This is a genomic window from Flavobacterium degerlachei, assembly GCF_900106645.1.
In the GTDB taxonomy this organism is placed as follows: Bacteria; Bacteroidota; Bacteroidia; order Flavobacteriales; family Flavobacteriaceae; genus Flavobacterium; species Flavobacterium degerlachei.
The window spans coordinates 142,545-165,834 of record NZ_FNMV01000007.1 but is presented as its reverse complement, the minus strand read 5'-3'; the positions used below and the strand labels follow the sequence as shown (position 1 = coordinate 165,834).

5 protein-coding genes are annotated in these 23,290 nt (G+C 35.6%); all 5 read right to left on the bottom strand.

From position 1 onward, the window contains the following. Positions 1-48 precede the first annotated feature (48 nt). The 5 genes from BLV91_RS08945 to BLV91_RS08925 all read right to left on the bottom strand — a co-directional run bounded on the left by BLV91_RS08945 (position 49) and on the right by BLV91_RS08925 (position 22,863). A complete protein-coding gene (locus tag BLV91_RS08945; protein WP_091432003.1) occupies positions 49-564 on the bottom strand; it encodes a DUF4402 domain-containing protein in 516 nt (171 codons plus the stop codon). A gap of 50 nt (positions 565-614) precedes the next feature. After that, a complete protein-coding gene (locus BLV91_RS08940) occupies positions 615-1,436 on the bottom strand; it encodes a fimbrial biogenesis chaperone (RefSeq protein WP_091432001.1) in 822 nt (273 codons plus the stop codon). Between the two features lie 112 nt (positions 1,437-1,548). Beyond that, positions 1,549-2,094 (bottom strand): DUF4402 domain-containing protein, encoded by a 546-nt coding sequence (locus tag BLV91_RS08935; protein ID WP_245709641.1) that lies wholly within the window; start codon positions 2,092-2,094, stop codon positions 1,549-1,551. Between the two features lie 545 nt (positions 2,095-2,639). Continuing rightward, positions 2,640-3,197 carry a DUF4402 domain-containing protein gene (locus BLV91_RS08930; RefSeq protein ID WP_091431999.1) on the bottom strand — a complete coding sequence of 186 codons (558 nt, stop codon included), beginning with the start codon at positions 3,195-3,197 and terminating at the stop codon, positions 2,640-2,642. Between the two features lie 703 nt (positions 3,198-3,900). Then, positions 3,901-22,863, bottom strand: a complete 18,963-nt coding sequence (locus tag BLV91_RS08925) for an Ig-like domain-containing protein (RefSeq protein ID WP_091431997.1) — start codon at positions 22,861-22,863, stop codon at positions 3,901-3,903. Positions 22,864-23,290 lie beyond the last annotated feature (427 nt).

Sequence of the window (23,290 nt, the reverse complement as noted above, 5' to 3'; positions counted from 1 at the left end):
CCTACGAAATGCGGAATAACCAACACTAAATTTATTTTTCATCATTTCCTATTCCTGATTAAAGGTAATATTAAAAGTACCGATATAAGTGCCTGGAATTGAATTGCCTGGAATATCAAGTTTACCGCCAACACTTAAATTAGTTGTAAACGCACGATTATTATCTGTGGGAAAAAAAGTACCCGTATTTCCTTTTTCAGTAGTGTCAATTGTTAGCACAAGAGAGCCTCCATTACTACCTGTTAACGTATAAGTACCTGTAAAATCTATTTTTACATTCCTTCCTTGAAGTAGTTTAACTTCAAAAATAGCAGGCTGAGAGTCATTCCCCAATAGTGCAATACTTCCCGTACTACTTCTAATTCCATTATATCCTAACAAGACACTGCCTCCCGCACTACCAGTAAGAACAAAAGATCCAAAGTTAAGATTTTGGATTGCATTAACCTCTATAAATCGTGGCGGTAACGACGGTTGACCATAAGAATAACCTGCACAAAACAGTAGTGCGCTAACGATTAACCTTAGTTTACAGAATGCTGTTTTTGAGTTTATTATTTTCAATATCAATCAATTTTATAAATACTCATTATAAGAAAATTGTCTTGTTTTCACTATTCAATTACCAAATCACTGGTAGCATAGACTACAGATTTACCATCACCATTACTATTGTAAGTCACTTTCAATGTACCCTTTTTTAACAACTTCATTGTCGCAGCATCTAATTGTACTCTTATGCTCCGTTTATCTATGCTAGTGTAAACTCCCACTCCATTAATAGCAGCAATGTCAAACCGTTTGCCTTTTTCAGGGGAAAATTCTACTTTGATATCACCATACAATGAAATATTGCCCGTTCTATTAATGGTAAAACTAAAATTATGTACCTCTTTATCCTGTACATCAAGTTTCAAATCACTTAGCATTGCTGATACGTCAGTTTGGCCTGTTCGGATAATTACGGGAATACTCATCCCAAAAATAGGAATCAGCTGAACACTTAAACTTTTAGCATCTTTGGCTGCAGTTTTATCTCCAAGTGCTGTATAATCTTTTTCGGATCTAAAGAACAAATGCGAACGGTACTCTCCTGACTGCATATCTGCTTTACGTCTATATTGTACCACAATAGTTTGTGCTTCATTTGGCGCTAATGTTACCTGCCTTGGGAAGATACGCAGATACGGATCTGCAAATTGTTGCCCCGATTCAGCTTCAATAATATCTACAAAACTACCATCTTCTTTCATACTTTTCTGAACGAAAGATACTGAATAGGTGGTCGTTTCGCTTCCCATGTTTACCAGATTAAGTATTTCTTTCTGCTTATTGCCTTCAAATACAACCCGGCTGGGTGTAACTAGTAAGTCACCTTGAGCTTCAGCTTTAATAGTGAAAACTATAATGGCGATAAATAACAGCAGCTTTTTCATTATATTCTTTTTTTAATTTGATCGTACTAGGCAAAAATAAACCATTATGCCAATAAAAAAAGGGAAAAGACTATAAGTTATCTTTCCCCTTTTCCCTATATCAAATTAAATACTAGTTATAATCAACACTTACTTTAAAAGTAGCAGCATAAATCCCAGCATTTTGAGATGCTGCAACTGTCAAAGTCCCACCAACTGTAAAACTATCAGTTCCTGTTGCGCTTAATGTACTAGTAACAGCATCTACACTTTCGCCATTAAATCTTGCTTTTAAAGCAGAAATTGTCATCGTATTCGCAGGTACAAGAGTTTCTGCTACTACTATAGTTGTAGGTAAAGTAAGCGCATAAGTTACATTTTTTGTACCCGTTACAGTATATGCTGCATTGGTAGGTGCAGGAGCAACTATTCCAGATGCGACACCACTACTAAAAGTTCGAGAGTTACTATCTGAATTCATCACTACAGTTCCTCCTGCTCCTGCAAGAACGTTTATAGTTCCAAAATGCAAAGGAGAATCTTGAACAAGAGTCATCGGTTTAATTAATTTTGCCCCAGCAGTTGTTGTTGATACTTCTGCACTAGTTTGTGCCATAGCATTATTTGTAAAAAATCCAATTGTAAGGATAGTTGCTAATGTAAGTAGGTTTTTTTTCATGTTTTTTGTTTTAGTAGATTTGGGTAAATCGGTTTTTAAATCTGGTGCAAACATATGATGCAACTACACATCGCTCCTAAAAAAGTCTGTAACTAACCTAAAAAACCGTTAAAGTGCAACTTCTGCTCAATCATTACATTAATTATGAAAATTCGTACGGTATTTCGATGTAATCAGGTAGAAAAAAATGCCTATAAAAAAAAAGAAAATATGACTATAACAGAGTCTCATAAAAGAGAATAACTCAGTCAGTAATTGTATATTAAGCCTTGGACCTATAGAGGACTTCTTATTTTTAATATTTGGAACCAAATATCACTTTCCAATTGAAGTACATTTATTGATTTAGAAGTGTCATAAAAACAGAAAAAAGTAAGTAGTTTGGCCAAACTGAAATATAATAAGATGATCAAAATAAAAATAAGAATACCTAAAAGAGTAATCTACTCACCCACTATAGATAGACTACTTTTAATTCCTATTAAAAGCAAAAAAGCCATCCCAAAGGACAGCCATTATTTAGTTTTGATTATTTTACTATTCAGTCAATTGTAGTCAACAGTTATCGAATAAGTTCCAGAATATATCCCAGCCAGTTGTTCCGACCCTATGTTTAACTTTCCTCCCAATCTAAAACTATCATTTCCACTAGCATTTAGCATCTTGCTAACACTATTACTACCTTCATTAATTGCAACGTCTTGAGCAGCGCCACTAAATCTAATCTTTAGCTCATTAATAGTCATTGACATAGAGCCTGGCTCCCTAACTATAATTGAGGTAGGTAATGTTATCGCATAGCTACTATCATGAGCTCCTGTTACATTAAAAACAGCGTTGGAAGCAGCGCCGCCAACTGAGGATCCAGAAACACCTCCATTAAAATCACGAGATGCATCTGTTGTAGAAAGCACAACTGATCCAGCAACACCTATTTTTTTGTTTGTGCTTCCAAAATTTAATGAATTTTGCTCTGTTAATGTCATTGGAACTATTATCGTTGCACCTGCTGAAGCATTAACAGTTGATAAAGTTTGGGCTTTACTATTCCCTGTAAAACCTATTGTCACAGTAACCATTATAAGAGTTAATAGATTTTTCATGATTCCCCTCTTTAGGTTGATAATTCAGTGGTTTGAATGTTTTTAAATAAATTTACCGTTGCTGTTAATAGCACGAATTATTTTTGAACTTCCATATTCTAAAATTAAACAAAAAAACCGATTAAATACATATAAATCCGATAAACTACATTTTAAAGAATCATTATCATTACTTCCCTCATAATCAACAACTTGTTTTGTACGATAATTCTTAGGTGAGTAAATAGTTGATTTGCTTACTGATGGAAATTAAATATAAATGATGCCTCTGGCCATTGATCTGACTGGAGTACTTTATATATAAGGTACTAAAAAGAAGGTTTTCTAAATGCATGTTAAGGTAAATGACTTATCTAAGGTAGTAGATAAAATCGACAGCAGCAATTTTATATAACAACCTGCAAAAAAGATAATTATAAATTAAAAAATCATTGAAATCGCTGAAGAAGACATTGTAAAATCCCCAAATAATATGCTTATTCGGACCTGTTTTTAAAACATATTTAACGATTACTCCAAACATAACTTGGCTGATAAATATAAAATTAGGGAATCGCTGCTACCAGCAGAAATAAAAAACACCTGCTTCCGATTAATTCGGACGCAAGTGTCAATTTTATATTTTTAAAAGATTATCTTTTACAGTACTAAATCACTGCTTTAAAAATCAATTTAGAAGACAGCAGCTACTAGATTGTTTTTATTATAAATGATTATAAATTACTTTAGTTTTCAATCCACCTTTTTCATTTTTTAGACGAACCACTAACACTTGTGTCGCTATATTTAAGTCTAACTTATGAACAGCAGCACCCTCCAATTCTTTTTGTAATAGTAGCTTACCAGTAATATCAAAAACACTAACTTCAGTCTGAACATCCACCGCTTTTAAGTCTATCGCCATTTGACCTCCACTCATGTAAACGAATGCTGCTAATTCATTTTCAGTTGAAGTTTCAACTTCGCTAAAATGAAGAACGAAACGATTCGCACTATCTTTTATGGTAGCTGTAAAACTATACGAACTTGTTGGATTTACAGAAGTATACGTTTTCAACAGACGATCTTCTAATTGTACAAAATCGAATTCTTTTGAATCATAACTGAATGCAAGATTATAAAACCCATTTTTTCCCGCTTTAAATTCTACCGGAACTGAGTTGTTGTCGGCTGTATCAGTCATATATCGTACTGAGTAATCTTTACGGTTTGAGCTCATATACAAGCTAGGAGCGGTAACTACATGGCTGAAAAGTTTTGATGCCCCTTGCTTACTGTCAGAATATCCAAACTGGATTAGTGCTTCATCAGCACCACTACCATCCTCTGATTGTACAGCGATACGAATCACTCCTTTTTTGACTCCTGAATTTTTAAACCAGTTTCCAGCCCCTGTATGAACACGGACGGTATTATCAAATCCTAAGTTACCTGCAGTTGCGGCTTTTACAAAATAACCTTGCATAGGCGCTAAATACCTACTAATGGAATTGGTTCCCAGTCCTGATGCGGAATTAATAACTCCATAGTTATTCGCTGTAGGATTCCATACCCACATATCATTACCACCTGCAGCACTCACTTCTAATTTAGATCGATCCCAGCCTGAAGCTGCTTGCCAATCGACTGAAGAAGGATACGGATTACCTACAAGACTAAACCCTTTAAGATTATCTAAAATCGGATCAACTGGTGTAGGAGGTGTGGTTATCGTAATTGGATAATTTATAATGCCATTATTCAAATTTCCTTGAAATTCTTTGGTAGGATTTAATGCTTGGACTGAATAAAGATAGCCACGTCCTACAGAAAAGTTACTTCCTGGATGTACCGAGTTCCACCCTATCGGACTAGCATCTTGTTTGTACTTAAAACTGTACGATGGTTCATCCCATAAATATAAATCATATCCTGTTCCTGTAAGTACATTTCCCGTTCCATAACTACCTACAGGTAACCACGAACCACTAATGGCTTGATTAGATACTGGCGAAGAAAGAAAATGCCAGCCCTCGACAGGACCACTTATATAACGCTGTACTGTCGCTGGAACATCATTCGAATTATGCAATAAAGAAGCCGTTCCGCTTGCATCTGATTTCAATATAAGACCTGCTGTTCCAGCATTGTTGCTAATCGTTCCCATTGCAGTAAGTTGATACAACGAAGATACAGACAACTTTTTTCCATTATTAATTACCAATGAATTGGTTACAGCAAAATTAGTATTAAGTAGAACTCCTGAAGCATTGTCTACAATGAGGTTGTATACTTTTTCTCCTAGAAATTGATTAATTGCTATGGTTTGCACTGCGTTTCCAGCATATGTTATTTGAGGCGAATTGGTGAATGCATCTAACTTTCCAGAAGTCAACGTTAAATTGTTTAACAACCTTAGGTTTCCGTTAAGAACTACATTATTCAAATTATTAATATTCAGATTATAAACTGCATCATTTTTAAATACGGCTGTATTTATTGATTGAACAGCCGAGCCCGAAAACTGCATCGTAGAATTTGGGGCTGAAGCGTCTATTGTACCCCCAGCAGAGAAAAACAACCCTCCCTTTAAAGTTAGTTTTTTACCATTAAGAACAATACCATAAGTTGATTGTGAGTTAGTAATATTCAATACTGACTTATCCTCATCTAGTATTAAATCATTTAATGGTATCTCATCAAAAACAATAGATTCGTCTGTTACAGGTATTAAATTCCTAGTCCAATTACCAACTGTAGCCCAATTTTGACTTATTGATCCTTTCCATACATTTACAAATTTTCCTTCGAACTCATCAGCTCCAATATCAGGTTTATTTCCTGTACCTACATAAGCTGGGTTTCCTTGACGAATACTGCCTTTAAAGTCAATTGTAAATCCACTTATGTTTGCACCTCCACTTTCGGCAAAAGTAGCTTTAAGAGGGTTCATTTGTAAATAAGTATCATCTGACCCGTTAATGCTTAAAAACTTTAAATTGGCTATCATGTCTTCAGTTACTGAAAGCTGATCCTTGTTAATCATTCTTACTTTAAATCCAGCTAAAGTTTCCTCTTGGTTAATACCATCAAAGAAAATTAAGTTGTTTGCTGAGGCTGTTCCTCCAAAAAACAAGTTATTGTTCGAATTAGTTGAATAGTTACTTAAATCTGTTGAAGATCTATAGTAGGCAACTGTTTTACCAGAACCTAGAGCTACTGAATTGTTTAAAATAATATTATTTCTCATGTCAAGATTTGCAATAGATGCTGCTGCACTTGAAGAATGATAAATAGCTGACGATCCAAAATCTGTTCCAGTAGAAGTTCCATTAAGGTAAATAGTATTGTAATATAAATTTATGTTAGAATTAGCTCCAGTAGAAATCAAACTTATTCCCCTCAGAGGATTTGCAATATTTGCATTGGCTGTTCTGATGTCACCAATGATATTATTACTAATTGTTGCATTTAAATTTGCAGATGAGCCCGATACTTGAATTCCCTGAACAGTCCCGGTTGACATCACTGAACTCGTAGAAGAAATATCATAAATTTTATTGCGAAAAACATTGATAGACGAGCCCCCTGAAATCCAAATACCGTTAATGGTACCACTCGTATTTGCGTTAGCTGTAATTTTCGAGAGAGTATTTTGATATACATTTATTAAGGTACCTCCAGAAATCAGAATTCCTCTTACTGAGCCCGAAGTCAAATCGTTTCCAGTAAGATTGGTTATTTTATTACTATAAATATTTTGGGTAGCGCCAGAACTAATATTAATTCCTGAAACTATAGTATTACTGGTACCACCAGAGGAGGTCAAGTTATCAATAGTATTAGAAAAAATATTATCATTCCCTAGGCCCGTTGTAATGGCTGTAATAGTTCCATTGCTACTAATACTTTTGATACTATTATTTTTTGTTGCATTGGTATTACTCGTTGTATTTACGTTTATTGCGGTTATTGCAGACGTACCACCTATCCAGTTTTCAAAAACATTATTTTCTATTGTCAATGTTGGCGAACCTACTCCTGCATCGGTTTGAACCCAACCTGCAATGGCGGTAGCGTCCAAAACATTTAGTCTCGAAAAGTTATTTCCACTATGGGTAATGGTTACTCCCGCTGCGGCCGTTGCTGTAGTGGTGCTGGTAAATAATGTTACAGTTCCTCCACCTGCCGATTTACTGAAAAAAGTACTTGCTGCTGTAGCTGTTGCCAAACGATTGTTTTGAATCAATTGTGTTCCATTCTCAGGTATCAAAACATTATTAGAAATAAAGATGATATTCCCCGTTGAATTAATATTTAAATCTGTAAAAGTATTATTGCTAATAGTTTGTTGGTTAGTAGCAGCAGCATTAATAATATAAGTATTTGCTCCAGAGGAAGTAGTTTGATAATTGATCCCTCGAATGTCATTATTTTTGATTGATAAAGCGGCGATACCAGTTGCACTGCTCACATTAATACCTATAAGATTTCTACTATTTGTACCTGTATAACTTATCAGTCCACCACTATTGTTACCTAATTGATTATCCTCTATTGCTAATGAACCAAAAATAGCACCAGTAGAAGAAATTCCTGTAAATATTCCAGAGTCGGTTCTCTTATGGTTTCTTATAATATTCGATTTAATAGCTGCAAATTCACATGCTGCAGTATTCAATATGGCTGTAAAGACACTAGTCGAAGCCGTCCCAGTACCTGTATTTGTACCAGAAACAATACTGTTACTATTAATACTCAAAGTCCCACTTGCTGCTGTATTTAGAATTCCATAATAAACAGAAGCGGCTGTTCCATTAACGGTTGTGTTTTGAATGGTATTACTGTTGATAGAAATGGTTCCAGTAGCGCTATTATTAATTCCATTGAATGTGCAAATTGCTGTTGTAGAAACACCTCCAATATTAATCGAGTTTGCTGTAGTACTACTTCCAATGGTGTTGGAAATAATACTATAATTTCCTGCTACACCAACTGTATAAATTCCATTGAATGTATATCCAATGCTGTCATCGCCTAAAGTAATGATACCACCAATGTTATTATTTCTAATATCAACATCACTAATTGAAGTCGAATAAATTCCAGTAATAACTCCCGCCGTCGTTGAAGACGATAAAATGATAGACGAATTTCCTATGGTACTTCCAATAGTATTTCCTGCAGTTGTTCCAATATTAACACGACCACCCAATACAGATATCCCCGTGAAAAATCCTGGTAATGAACTTGATGCTGAAGTACTAAAATTGATCCCTCCAATACTATTACCCTGAATATTAGTTACTTCATTTACACCTACATTCAATTCAATTGCTCTAAATGTGGAAGCTACGTCCCCATTATACGTTGTGTTATCTGTCGAAGAGGTATTTGCAAAACCAATACTATTATTGTTAATTGTATAATTAACTCCATATGGAGTAACAATATTTATGGCTCTGATATTACTTGCCACAGTGGATGTTCGTGTAGCTGTTTGATATAATTTATTAGCAGTAATACTCCAATCTGAACTATTAGCTGCTAGGAAAATACCATTTGATGAAGTCTCAGAATTAAAATACCCCCTGATATTATTATTGGATATTGTAACTTCACTATTATTAATAGCAATTGAAGTACCAGATGAATAAATTGCATTTGTTGGTAAATTATTAGAAACTGGTGTTATATTGTTATTTGAAATTATATTAAGGTCATTACCAGTTCCTGCTGATGCTCCTGTAGAGAAATGTATTGTACCTGTATTAATTCCGGTACCCATCCCTTCAATATTACAATTGAGAATTTGGTTGTTAGTGGCATCATTAATAAATAAAAATGTTGAAGTACTTGTAGCTGCACTATTATTTCTAAAGGTCAGACTATTATTATTTGTTCCAAATTTCCCATCAATTTTAACTTTATCGGCACCAGTAAAACGAATTAACCCCGTATCAACATTTCCACTAATAACTTTTTGAGCTACTGAAATGGATTGAATCGTTAATGTATAATTACCTACCCCTTCTTCTTTCCATTGGTTTAAAGAACGACTACCATCCTCTGCTAAATCTGAGGTTATATTGACTATCATATTTCCTTTTAATCCCAAACTATTGATGGTAGCAAATAATCCGCCTGCATTGGTTAGAGAAGTAAATCGCTTACCAAGTCCCACATTGTAAGTTCCAGCCAAAGCAGAGGCAGGAATTCCTTCAAATTCATCAGCACCTATATCTGGTGTTTCTCCATTACGCATCTCACCATCAAAATCAACATCGATACCTTCGATATTAGTCCCACCACTCTCAGCCACAGTTTCTATACCGTCAACAAAATGAAGATATGAAGCTAAAGAAGGATCACTGCTATTGATGAATTTTGAAATACCAATTAAATCTGCATAAACTGAATTGCTTTCTCTTGGACTTGCTAATGATTGATAATCTTCAAAAGTTTGAATTAGATTGGTACCATCAGAATAAATTAAATTTGTTGGTGAAGCTGCTCCTGCATGAAATAAATTATTATTAGATGTGGTTGCAAAATTATTCAATGCTGAACTACTTCTACGCAAACCAACTGTCACACCTGTACCTTTACGTTCGGATTGATTAATAATGATGTTGTTTCTCAAATCCAAGACTCCGGTAGTAGCTGTTGCACTGGCGGTATGATTTACTCCCGAAGAACCAAAGTTAGTTCCACTTGAAGCCGTTGCATTCAAGTAAATAGTATTAAAATACACATTGGTAGTTGCTCTTAATCCAGTATTCATAACATTAATACCGTTTACCAGATTGACTCCACTTCCCGCTGTAGCTTTGATATCACCAATAATATTATTGTGGATAGTAGTGGTTTGATCTACAACGGTACTAGAAACCATAATTCCGTTTACAGTACCGGTAATTGCAGAGTTAGCGGATGATATATTGTATATTTTATTTCTGAAAATAAGATTATTCAAACCTCCAGTTACAGCTATTCCACTGACGCTACCCGTGGTAAATCCTCCATTTGACTGAATGTTATATATAGTATTTTGATACACTTGTTTAGAAGTTCCTGTTGTCGAAATAGCAATTCCATTTACAACGGTTGTTGTTATCGCAGCAGAAGACACTAGTGAATGAATTGTATTTGAAAAAATTCTGTCGTTTCCAGCAGCAGTTAGAATACCATATATATTTCCACCTGCGCTAAAAGTATTGATCTGATTTCCAGAAATTTCATTTCCAGTACCCAGTGTATTCACAGAAATACCAGTCATAGATGCTGCCGAAGTTGCAGTTGTATTTTGCCAAGTACTGAAGGTATTGTTTTTAATATTTTTAGTTCCGTATCCTGCATCCGTATTCACCCATCCAGTAATAGTTGCCGCTCCACTTACTGTAATATTCGAAAAGTTATTATTATTGTTGTTGATAGTGCTACCAGCTGCAGATACAGCTGTTGTACTTGTAAAAAGATTAAGTGCTCCAGAACCTGCCGTACTTGATCTAGTAAATCCGGAAACTATATTATTATTATTAACATTCTGTGCACCTCCATTGGGCAGACTCACATTGTTAGAGATTAATGTAATGGCACCCGTTGTATTGACATTCAAGTTCGTGAATTTATTACCACTTATATTCTGTGACTTGGATGCAGATGCATTGATAATATAGGTATGCGCACTTGTACTTAGCGCAGAATGCACAATTCCTCTAATATCATTATTTTGAATGGATTGGGCAGACAAGATAGAACCCCCTGAAACGCTAATTCCAACTAAGGAACCTGATGATGGAATGTCATAAGTTATAAAACCTCCATCCGTATTTCCTAATTGATTATTGTTAATATTGAGGGCAACACTTAAAACTCCTGCACTTGAAATTCCCGTTACATTTCCAGTTGCTGTAGTTCTACTTATATTTCTTATAATATTACTATTGATGTTCACCGTTGGCACAGCAGAGCCATTCAAAATCCCTATAAATGCTCCTGCGCCCACCAATGAAGATGACCTTACTGTATTGTTGTTGATATTGGCTACAGCTACCGTTGCTAAAGTATTCGAAATACCCGTTACGATTCCAGTTCCTGTATTACTAATGGCAATTACATTATTCCCTGTAATATTTAAAACAGAACCGCTAGCCGCACTATTAAGAATTCCTGTTAAAACAGATGCCCCCGTACCGTTTGTTGTTATATTTTGTACCGTATTATTGGTTATTTCCATGGCTCCTGTAGCAAGATTAATGACACCATACAAAGTAGATACAGCACTCGTTGATCCAGCCCCTATAGAAATGGAATTTACTTCGGTAGTGCTTCCAATACTATTTTCAGAAATAGTATAATTTCCAAAAGTACCCGCTGAATAGATTCCTGAGAAAGTATATCCTATATTCCCACTGCTTACCGCATTGATTGATCCTATTTTATTTTTTGCAATAACAACAGTTCCTATTGTCGATGAAGAAATACCTGTTATCACACCTAGAGAAGTACTAGATGAAATACTAATAGAACCAGTTCCTGTAGAGGCTCCAATAGTATTCCCTGTGATACTTCCTATTTTCACATTACCCCCCAATACTGAAATCCCGGAAAATATCCCTGGAAGTGTAGTTGAACCACTTGTAGTTGAAAAGTTAATCCCTGCTATTGTATTTCCATCAATAACTGATGTGCCACCTAAAATACTGGTAGTTATTTCAATCCCTCGATATAAATTTGCAAAAGAACCATTATAAGTTGTAGTTCCAGTTGAATTAGCATTTGCATAACCAATGCTATTGTTTGATATAGTATAGCTAGAGCCAGAAGCGGTCACAATATTTATTGCCCTATGTATTGCACTAGCAGTAGAGGTTCTTGTGGCTGTTTGGTAAAATTTATTACCAGTTATCGTCCATGTTGAACCGTTACTAGCGATAAAAATACCATTTGAAGCAAATCCTGTATTAAAATAATCTTGAATATTATTATTACTTACGATATTGTCACTATTATCTGCAATTACTGAAGTTCCTGCTGAATAAATAGCATTGGTAGGAAGGTTTGACCCCGCTGCTTTTATTGTGTTGTTACTAATAGTATTATTGTCATTACCACTAGTAATTCCTGTTGATAAAAAGATAGTTCCCAAAGCAGTATTAGTTCCAGATCCCTCTATTATACAATTACTAATGGTATTATAACTTGCATCATTTGTTAATTGAATGGTCGTAGCTAAAGTTGAAGTATTCGTATTACTTATAGTCAACGAACTTCCTCCCGTATTCAATCCATTAATTATAACATTTTTGGCACCGTTTAAATTAATGATTGGTCCAGCTACATCACCACTCATTGTAACAGCTAAACCTGCTTTAGGCGAGATAGTCAGTGAATAGTTACTTCCACAGCCATAGCTGATTGCACTTAGCGCTACAGCCCCAGATGCATTTAGGGTTGGATCAATTATAGTTGCAGTAAGATTTCCTGAAAGACCTTTGGCATTAATATCATCAAAAAGTCCTCCTGCTCCAGTAATGCTCGGATAGGTACCAGCTGCACCAATGGTTACGTTTCCACTTAAACCCTGAAGAACAGTGTATCTATTAGTCGTACCAACGGTTGGTAGGTTTGCGGTAGACAACACCACACTCATAGGCAAGGTAGCAAATGCTCCAGCATTCATACTCACATTTGGCGTACTTGCCAAGTCTTGTGCTACTACAAAATACTGGATGACATCTCCAGTGCTAACAGACTCTCCTATAAGGAGAGCATAATTTATGTTGAAATTAAATGGTGAAGTCGAATTAGTTGCTTCTGTAAATTTCCAACCATTTTCACTAGAAGTGTTACCAGTAATAGCATCGATAGAACCTGCTTTCTTATAATAAATTCTTGGTTTTGCAGTAGTAGTATTAATGCCGCTTGCATCGGTTATTGTAACCGATAAACTAGGAGATAAACCACAACTATTATTGGATAATGCAGTATAAGAAATAGTAGGTCCTACTTTGTCATCACGAACAAAATTCCCCTCATCAGCACCAATATCAGGCAAAGTAGCATGTCGTGTGTCACCATCAAAGTCAACGGTAACACCCGGAATATTAGTAGCACTACTTTCAATTTGTGTAGCTATACTTGGATTGATATGCAAATAGGAAGCATCAGCACCAATTGTACTTAAAAAATTAGTGTTTTCAGTTACAGATGCCTGCTCTCTAGGCGAAATGGTTCCTGCAACATTAGTTCCTGCCTTAAAAGCAACAAGCGTCTGAAAACTTCCAGAACCTGTACCGTCATAATATACTAGATTATTGGCACCAGGTGTTCCTGCATAAAATAAATTATTATTAGATGCAGTACTGTAATTATTTAACACCCCTAAAGTTCCCGCACTTCTTCGGAAGGCTACCGATAATCCTGAGCCTTTAAAGGCCGAATTATTTATGATTATATTATTTCGAAGCTCTAAAGTCCCCGTTGTAGCTGTTGCGCTGGCCGTATGATTTATACCTGAGGAGCCAAAAACAGCACCACTTGATGCAGGAGCATTTAGGTAAACAGTATTATAATATACATTGGTCGTTGATCTTAAACCAGTATTTACAACATTAATACCATTGACCAATGTTCCAGTTGCGGCGGAGACTCTGATATCCCCAATACTATTGTTACGTATGGTTGTAACTTGATCAGCTAAAGTACCTGAAACCATAATTCCATTAACTGTACCTGTAATACTAGTAGAGCTTGAAGAAATATTGTAAATTTTATTTCGAAAAATAAGATTATTTAAACCTCCCGTAACGGCTATCCCACTAATTGTTCCTGTTGTAATTCCTGCCCCACTACTTTGTAAATTGTAGATCGTGTTTTGATACACTTGTTTGTAAGATCCACCTGTAATAGCAATTCCATTTAAAACACTTGAAGTACTACCAGGTGATACTACCAAAGTATGAATAATATTCGAAAAGATTCGGTCATTTCCAGTGGCCGCGATAACTCCTGTTGTTATCCCATAAGTAGTCCCTCCAGTAGAAAAATTATTAATTTGATTCCCTGAAATTTCATTTTCAGTACCTATTGTGGCAACGTTAATACCAGTCATAGTTGCTCCAGAAGTTGCAGTTGCATTTTGCCAATTACTAAAAACATTGTTTTTAATATTTTTAGTTCCATATGCTGCATCCGTATTTACCCAACCTGCTATTGTTGAAGCACCTACAAGAGTGATATTCGAAAATATATTATTATTATTGTTAATAGTACTTCCAATTGCTGAAGTGGTGGTTGAACTTGTAAAAAGAGTCAAAGCCCCTGCTGCAGATCTTGCAAAAGCAGTAACTATACTATTACTATTAACATCTTGTGTTCCGCCAGCGAGCAAACTGACGTTATTAGTAATAAAGGTAATTGTACCAGTAGTATTCACATTCAAGTTTGTGAATGTATTACTGCTGATGTTTTGTGATTTTGAAACTGCGCTATTGCTGATATAATTATGGGTATTGCTAGCTGTAACAGAATGTATAATTCCTCTAATATCATTTCGTTGTACTGAAACATCACATGATGCAATTGCTCCTGAAGTATTTATACCTGTTAAAGTACCTCCACTAGCTGCGTTAAAAGTTACTAAGCCACCATCTGAATTTCCCAGTTGGTTGTCATTAATATTTAAGGCTGATGTCACTGCACCAGTACTGGATATAGCAGTAAAAGCACCAGTAACCGCGTTTTTATTAATATCTCGAATTATATTAGAACTGATGTTCACCGTTGCAACTGCCGCCCCATTTAAAATCCCATTGAATGTTCCAGTCCCGGTATGAGTGGATGTTCTAATAGTATTACCCGTAATACTGACAGAAGATGCAATCGCTGCAGTATTTGAAATTCCTGTTATGATTCCTGTTCCTGTATTGTTAATAGCAACAATAGTATTCCCAGTAATATTCAATTGATCTCCACTACCAGCACTATTGAGAATCCCTGTTAAAACTGATGCACCTGTACCATTAGAAGTCACGTTTTGTATGGTGTTGCTACTAATGGTTATAGCACCCGTTGCTAAATTATAAATATTATATAAAGTACATACCGCAGAGGTTGATATCGTACCTATCGATATTGAATTTGAAATACTGTTACTTCCAATAAAATTGTTTGAAATAGTATAAGCTCCCGTTCCAGCTGTATAAATCCCATAAAATAGGTAGCCAATGGCATTTCCACCTGCTGTACTAATTCCACCAATAATATTATTCTGAATATTAACAGCTCCAACAGAAGTGGAATAAATACCTTCAAAAATATTAAGGGTTTTAGTTGCAGTGATAGTAATTGATCCATTTCCTATAGTGGAGCCTATAGTATTACCTGTTATTGTCCCCACATTCACAGATCCAGCCAAGATTGAAATTCCTCCAAAGATTCCTGGTACCGTACTTACTGTTCCAGTATTCGTATTAGTTAAACTAAGCCCTGCAACTGTATTTCCTTGAATACTTGATGCAGTTGCTAGTCCTACTGTCATTTCTATACCAAAATAACGGTTATTCATGTTAGATCCGCAAGTATATTCAGAAGTCCCCGTTTGTGTTGAACTACTGTAGCCAATAATATTATTACTTACATTATACCCTACTCCTAATGCTGTTACAATATTAATTCCTCTGTGAATAGTACCTACAGTAGCAGTTCTGGTCCCTGTTTGAAATAATTTATTCCCGCTAATTGTCCAAGCCGAACTATTAGAGGCTATAAAAATACCATTAGAAGCAGTTGCTGCATTGTAATAATCTTGAATATTATTATTACTGATCGTATTGCCACTATTATCAATATTAACAGATGATCCTGCCGAATAAATGGCATTTGTCGGTAAATTGCTTCCTGCAGGACGAATATTGTTATTAGAAATGATATTATCGTCATTACCTGTTGTTGTTCCTGTTGAAAACACTACTATTCCAGCGGTTGTTCCTACTGCAGAACCCTCAATGTTACAGTTTTTTACACTGTTATTTGTTGCATCATTGATAAATTGAAAAACGGATGCTGCACTACTAGTACTTGGGTTAGCAAAAGTAAAATAGCTTCCACTTCCGTTAAAGCTTCCATCAAAGGTTGTTCTATCAGCACCATTTAAGCGGATAAAACCACTATCAAGTGATAAGCTAATTAATCGTGGACTAGCTGCACTTGGTTTGACCGTTAAAGAGTAGTTTCCTGAACCGGATTCAGTCCATTGATATAGTGGGTTACTACCATCTTCGGTAAGGTCAGAAGTAACATATACCGTAACATCTCCACTTAATCCTAAACTATTAATGGAGGAAAATAAACCACCCGCATTTGTTAATGATTTATAGGTCTGCCCAGATCCTACATAATAAACACCACTCAACGGAGTCGGTTGGACTCCAGTATTAATTTCATCAGCACCCATGTCTGGCGCTATTTCAGTACCTATATAACCATCATTACCCTGACGGATTTGACCATCAAAATCCTTAGTTATTCCATCAATATTTACTGCAGCATTGAACGCCAAGGAAGATTTTGTCCCGTCAAGATGTAAATAATTAGAATTAGAAGCAACTAAAGTCAAGAACTTCCCACCAGTAATTAAATCTGCATATACAGAGTTTGTTTCTCTTGGTGCTACTATATTCTGATAAGCATCTAATGTTTGCGAAGAATTGGTACCATCATAGAAAACTAAATTATTGCTTGATGGTGCAGCTGCATGAAATAAGTTGTTATTGCTCGTAATTGAAAAATTATTAAGAGAGGTTCCTGAACGTCTATAAGCCGCCGTGATTCCGGTCCCTTTTGGAATGGATTGATTGATTATAATATTGTTTCGTAAAGTTAATACTGCCGTTGTTGCTGTAGCATTTACGGTATGATAAACTCCAGATGTACCAAAGTTGGTTCCTGATGAAAGCGCATTCAAATAAATATTATTATAATACACATTCGAAGTCGAATTAGCTCCTGTATTTGTAATGCTAATTCCCCTAATTGCATCAACAGCATTTGCATTAGGCGCCCTTAAATCGCCAATAATATTATTGTCAATTTGAACTTGAATGTTCGCAGTTGAACCAGAAACTAAAATACCATTTACTGTACCTCCAACTATACTTGCTTCTAGGTTGTATATTTTATTTCTTGAAATCTTTTTCAAAGTTCCAGCTGTTACAGTAATACCATTTACTGCAGAAACACCAATTGTACTTAATCCATTAATGTTATTGGAAATAAAATTTTCATTTCCAGAACTCGTTGAAATCCCAGTAATGACACCAGAACTTGTAATCGCTGATATAGTATTTCCTGAAATAGTTCCACTTCCGTTTGCTCCACCACTTACAGTTAATCCCGTAGTAGAACCAGATCCACCAATCCAGTTACTAAAAGTGTTAGCCGTAAACGACTTTACGGTTTGACCTGCATCTGTATGCACCCAACCTGCCATGATAGTGGCTCCAGTTAGTTGTATTTTTGAAAAATCGTTTGCTGTGTGATTTACCTTTACGCCTGCTGCAGTAGTTGTTGCTGTACTTGTGAATAAAGTTACTGTACCACCTGCTCCATTTTTATTAAAAAACACAGCCGGTACAGCTGTCATAGCCGTAGCAATCTTATTCTCTTTGACTTCCTGAACTGCATTAGCAGGAAGCACTACTGAATTAGAGATAAAAGTGACTGCGCCAGTAGTATTCACGTCTAAATCAGTAAAAGTATTGTTACTAATATCTTGCCTCTTGGTAGTAGCAGCATTTATAATGTAAGTATGAGGACTTGAACCTTGAATTGAATGCGTAATTCCTCTGAAATCATTTCTAAGAATTGACAATTCACTTGCAGCTGTTGCAGATGAAACATTAATTCCAATTAGTGCACCAGAACTAGCAGCAGAGAAAGTCACCAAACCGCCATCATCATTCCCGAATTGATTGTCATTAATATTAAGAAATCCCGTCACGCCTCCAGTACTAGAAATTGCGGTTACAGCACCAGTTGTGGCACTTCTAGTAATATTTCTAATTATGTTATCTGTAATATTAGTTGTTGCTACTGCTGAAACATTAGAAATCGCTGTAAAAGAGCCAGATCCCGTTAAAGTCGAAGATCTAATACTATTTTCTGTTAGGTTTAATGTTGCCGCAGATGCTCCAGAAACTGAAATACCTATACTTACTCCCGTTCCTGTATTATCAAAATTAAGAACATTGTTTTTTGTTATATCCAAGGTAGTATTACTACCCGCTGCGCTATTTAAAATCCCACTAAAAAGAGAAGCTGCTGTACCATAAACTGTTCCGTTTTGTACGGTATTTTCATTGATTGTAATATTTCCTGTAGCAGCATTGTTTATTCCATAAAAAGTACAAACTCCCGTTGTTGTAACTCCATTAGTACCTATAGCAATTGAGTTAGCTGTATTTTCGCTACCAATCATATTGGAACTTACTATATAACTACCAGTTCCAGCAGTATAGATTCCGTTAAAAATATAGCCTATTGCAGCTGAACCCGATCCCGTATTAATTGCTCCAATAATATTATTTTGAATAGTTACTGCACTAGTAGATGTTGCGTATATTCCGGTAATGTTGGTCAATGTCGTGGTTGAACCAACTGAAATAGCATTTGTTCCACTCGTTGCCCCAATGGTATTCCCAGTTATAGTACCAATGTCTACAGTTCCTGCTAAAACTGCAATACCACTAAATGCGCCAGGTATTACAATTGCAGTAGATGAAGTTATATTTATACCGCTTATGGTATTATTTTGAACACTAGAATTTGAAGTTGTTCCCACACTCAATTCTATACCTCTGAAAAGATAGGCAAATGCTCCTGTATAGGTACTGATACCGCCACCATTCGAATCTCCGTACCCAATAAAATTATCTGTAACTGAATAATCAACACCAGAGGTTGTTAAAATTGCAATACCACGATGGGTTCCCGCAACTGTAATGGCTCTTGAAGCCGTTTGATAGAAACGATTTCCTACGATGTTCCATGCTGAACTATTAGAAGCAACCAAAAGACCTGCTGAACCATTTGCTCCCGAACTGAAATAATCCTGAATATTGTTATTTAAAATTGATATTCCGCTATTATCGATAGGTACTGATGTACCTCCCGAATAAATGGCATTAGTGGGTAAATTTGTACCAGCTTGCTTTATTGTATTGGTTGAAATAGTATTATCATCATTTCCGATTGCTGTTCCAGTTGAAAAGAAAATGGTAGCTGTTGAAGCTCCAGTTCCGGAACCTTCAATGATACAATTAGTAATAGTATTGCTTGTTGCATCCGCGATAAATCGTATAGTAGAGGCTGTTGCTGCGTTGCTTGTGTTACTGATGATTAATGCATTGCCACCGCTATTTAAACCATCAATAGTTACATTATCTGCCCCGTTTAAGTCTATCAAGTTTCCAGCAATACTTCCACTAATGGAACGTGAAACGCCACCTGTTGGCTTAATTAAAATGTTATCGTACAGAGCTGCTCCCGAACCGCTAGCATTAAGTGCAGCAGTAGTAGTTTCAGAAGTGTTTCCAACGAGATTAATGACTATTTCTCCTTTATGTGTACCAGAATTGATGGCTGTAAATGCATCCTTAAGGGTTGGATAACATGTAGAAGCTGTTCCCTGGCTTGCTACAACTTCAATATTTCCACTGTTTAAAGATGCTAAGACAGCTGTTCTTGAACTTGAGACACAACCATTCTGTATAGCCTCAGCAAAATAATAAGTATTCGATGAAAGATACGGAGTTGTAAAGCTTGTTCCTGTTCCTAAAATAGTACCACCGGAAGCATTAGCATACCAATTTACAGTTCCTGCAGTAGTTGTTGCTCCTAAGATTACGGCACCTGTTCCACATCTAGAACCTGGAATCCCAGTTACAGTAGGTAAAGTACTTACGTTTAAGATCGCTGAACTCTCAACAGGACAAATTGTTGCTTCATTAGTAAATCCCACTTTATATCTGTATCCATTCATTGCTGTTGTCACATTAGCTAAACCTAATGAAACTAAGGTTCCACTTGCAACTTTGCCATTTGCTCCAGATATATTATTATAAACACCCCCTCCATCAGTACTTACTTTCCACTGAAAACTAATATCTGTACTTGCAGTTGTAGCTGGATTTGTTGTTAAAATTGTCGCTATTGCAGCGGCAGTAAAAGTCACTGTAGTGCCTACACAAACCCCTTGATTTGTTGGAGCTGTAGTGATTGCAAGCGTTAGCCCTTGAAGATAAGTTGGCCCTGACGTTATTACAGCAGGTGCAGAGTAGCTTGCCGAGGCAACCAAACCGTTGCTTTTTACCGTAGGAGTTCCTAAACCATATACACCATTATCTCCTCCATCAGCATTTGAATTAGCGTAAGCTTCGTTCGCATCGCTACAACCATCACCATCACTATCTAAATCTAAACTTGAAGCAATTCCATCGTTATCAACATCACATTTTTTTTCGATTATACCGGTTATTTCTGTTGCTGAAAGAACTTTTGGATAATGAAGAATATCATCCATCAATCCCTTGTAATAATATGAATTACTATTTCCAAAAGCATCTCCACCACTCGCAGCACCAAAATTATGATCGCTTGAATGCGCAGCTAAATCTCCAAATCCAGTTGCAAGATTATTCGAAGGTACTCCATCTAAGTACATTGTGAAACCCCCATTATTATAGGTTAATGCGACGTGATGCCAACGGTTATCACTCGGAAAAATAAAACTGGAGGTACTGTATTGAACATTACTTTCTCTAATGGCATTTTCTAAAACGGTACCATTTAATCGAATGGCAACACCATTTACAGATCCCCCCTCGTCCAACAAGTTTTGAATACCCGTTAATGTTCCTGGTTTTACCCAAAAAGCATAAGAAAAATAGCCTTTTGCATCATTTAGATAATTTCCATCACTATACTGTAAATAATCAGAAGTTCCATTAAAGGAAGCAGAAGCTACCCCAATTTTGCTATCTGTCGAATATGATAATGAACCAGCCTGAAGATTGTGATTATTTCCTGAAACATCATTGGTGTTATTATCAAAAGTCCAATAACCATCATATCCTGCTACTGGAAGACAACTCATTTCGACGGCATCTAAAATTCCGTCATTGTCATCGTCTAAATCGTAACGATCATTAACTCCATCTCCTTCAGTATCAATACCATTAGTAACTGTAACATTTATAGCCCCATTTTGAGGACAACCAGCACTCAATTTTTCTGTTAACGAATAGGTATAATTTGTAGTTGCTGTAGGGTTTACTGTAATTGATGCTGTTGCTGCTCCTGTACTCCACAGAATGTTAGGAAGTAAAGGTGCGTCGTTATGGTAAATAGGACTTCCGTTTAGTGCTCCACTTTCAGCAGAAGGACTATCTGCAATATCCAGAACCGAACTATTAAAGTTGATATATACATCTAGGTCGGCATCAATAACCGGACTCGATAACCAATGGTCTTTTTCAATACTAATTTCAGCTCCAGTTAAAGATCTATTCCATAATTTAAAATCGTCAATATAACCGTTGAAATATTTATTATTTGAAGTTGTATTATCGTGAAAGACAATGTTACTTGTAGTACTTCCGATTTGAACCGAACCCGAATGCGCTGCTAAGCCATCATCAGCTTTACTACCTTCGTTATACTGCCCAATATTTACTCCATTTAAATAGCCTTTAAAATGAAACCCATCTGTGGCATTTTTATCGAAAACAAATGATATATTATACCACTGACCAACATTTATAGGTGCATTTGGCGCATTCCACGCAGTATTGCCTTCCCACGCTAAAACATATACTTTACCACCTTCAATATACATCGACAACCCATTTGTACCGCCTCCTTCATTATACAATACTTGTCGAGTAGTAACATCATTTGCCTTAAACCACAAAGAAACTGTTCTATAATCCGTTATTCCTAAGTTAATTAAATTAGAATTAGAAATCCCCACATAATCAGTGGAGCCATTAAAAAGCATTGATTTATTTACAAAATCGAGGTTAAGCGCAGTAGCATCTCCACTAAAAATAGTGCTATTAGACGTAGGTGTAAACAGCGATTTCTGGTCAATATAAATTTTTCTTGTTGCAGTTCCTTGAGAAACACCGCTATTAAAACCTTCAACCGTAATTTGTCCTCTATTACCACTACCCCAAGTAACATTAATTGATGATCCCGTTCCACTAGATGGAGTTCCCCCAGTTATCGTCCATTGATAAGTAGTAAAAGAATTAGAAAGACTATAACTAACAACTTGACCCTGGCAAGCAATATTTTGAGTCCCATTAATAACTGGCTGAGCTATTGTTGTGTTAAATGAAAATAAGGCAAAAAGAAAGAAAAAAAATTTTGTTTCTACAACCGTTTTTTTCAAAATTTGATCTTTGAACAAATTCGTAACATTTAATCCAGAAATTCCGTTATTCACCTTAAAAAACGAAGTATCAGTGTTTTTCGATACTATTGAATTATTTTTTCTAAGTCCTTTTAAAGTATTAGAAATAGAGCAAACAGACAACTTTATTAAAAGCATAAGTTTTGTAGGTATTGTGAATAACGAATTAAAAGTTTCTATTTTTAAGAAATAGGGTAAAATTCTTTTCATAGTTTAAAGTATTTGAGCTCCGTTTTAATAGAGGTAAGTACAATCCCATTATTGATTTTAATAAAATACAAATCATAACATACTGCAAACGAACTACTAACACATTTAACCACTAAATAACGGCTAAAATATTTTTCATTATTTCAAAAAATTTAGGCAAATATATAAATAAAAGCCTTTGACACTGAGCATTATATTAAGAATTAACTTAGGAATTGTAATATGTTTAATTATACTTTTTTACCCCATCTAAACGTTTTTTGAATTTTTCATTGCACTGTTTCAAAAGGACATAAGAAATGTTAGCCAATCATAATTATGTCTTTGATTTTGCACTTCGTTGCCATCCAATACATCGACCTAAATACATCAAATTAGTTGCTTTATTAATAATGATTTAGTTTCGCATAAACTCTTTGAGTAAAAT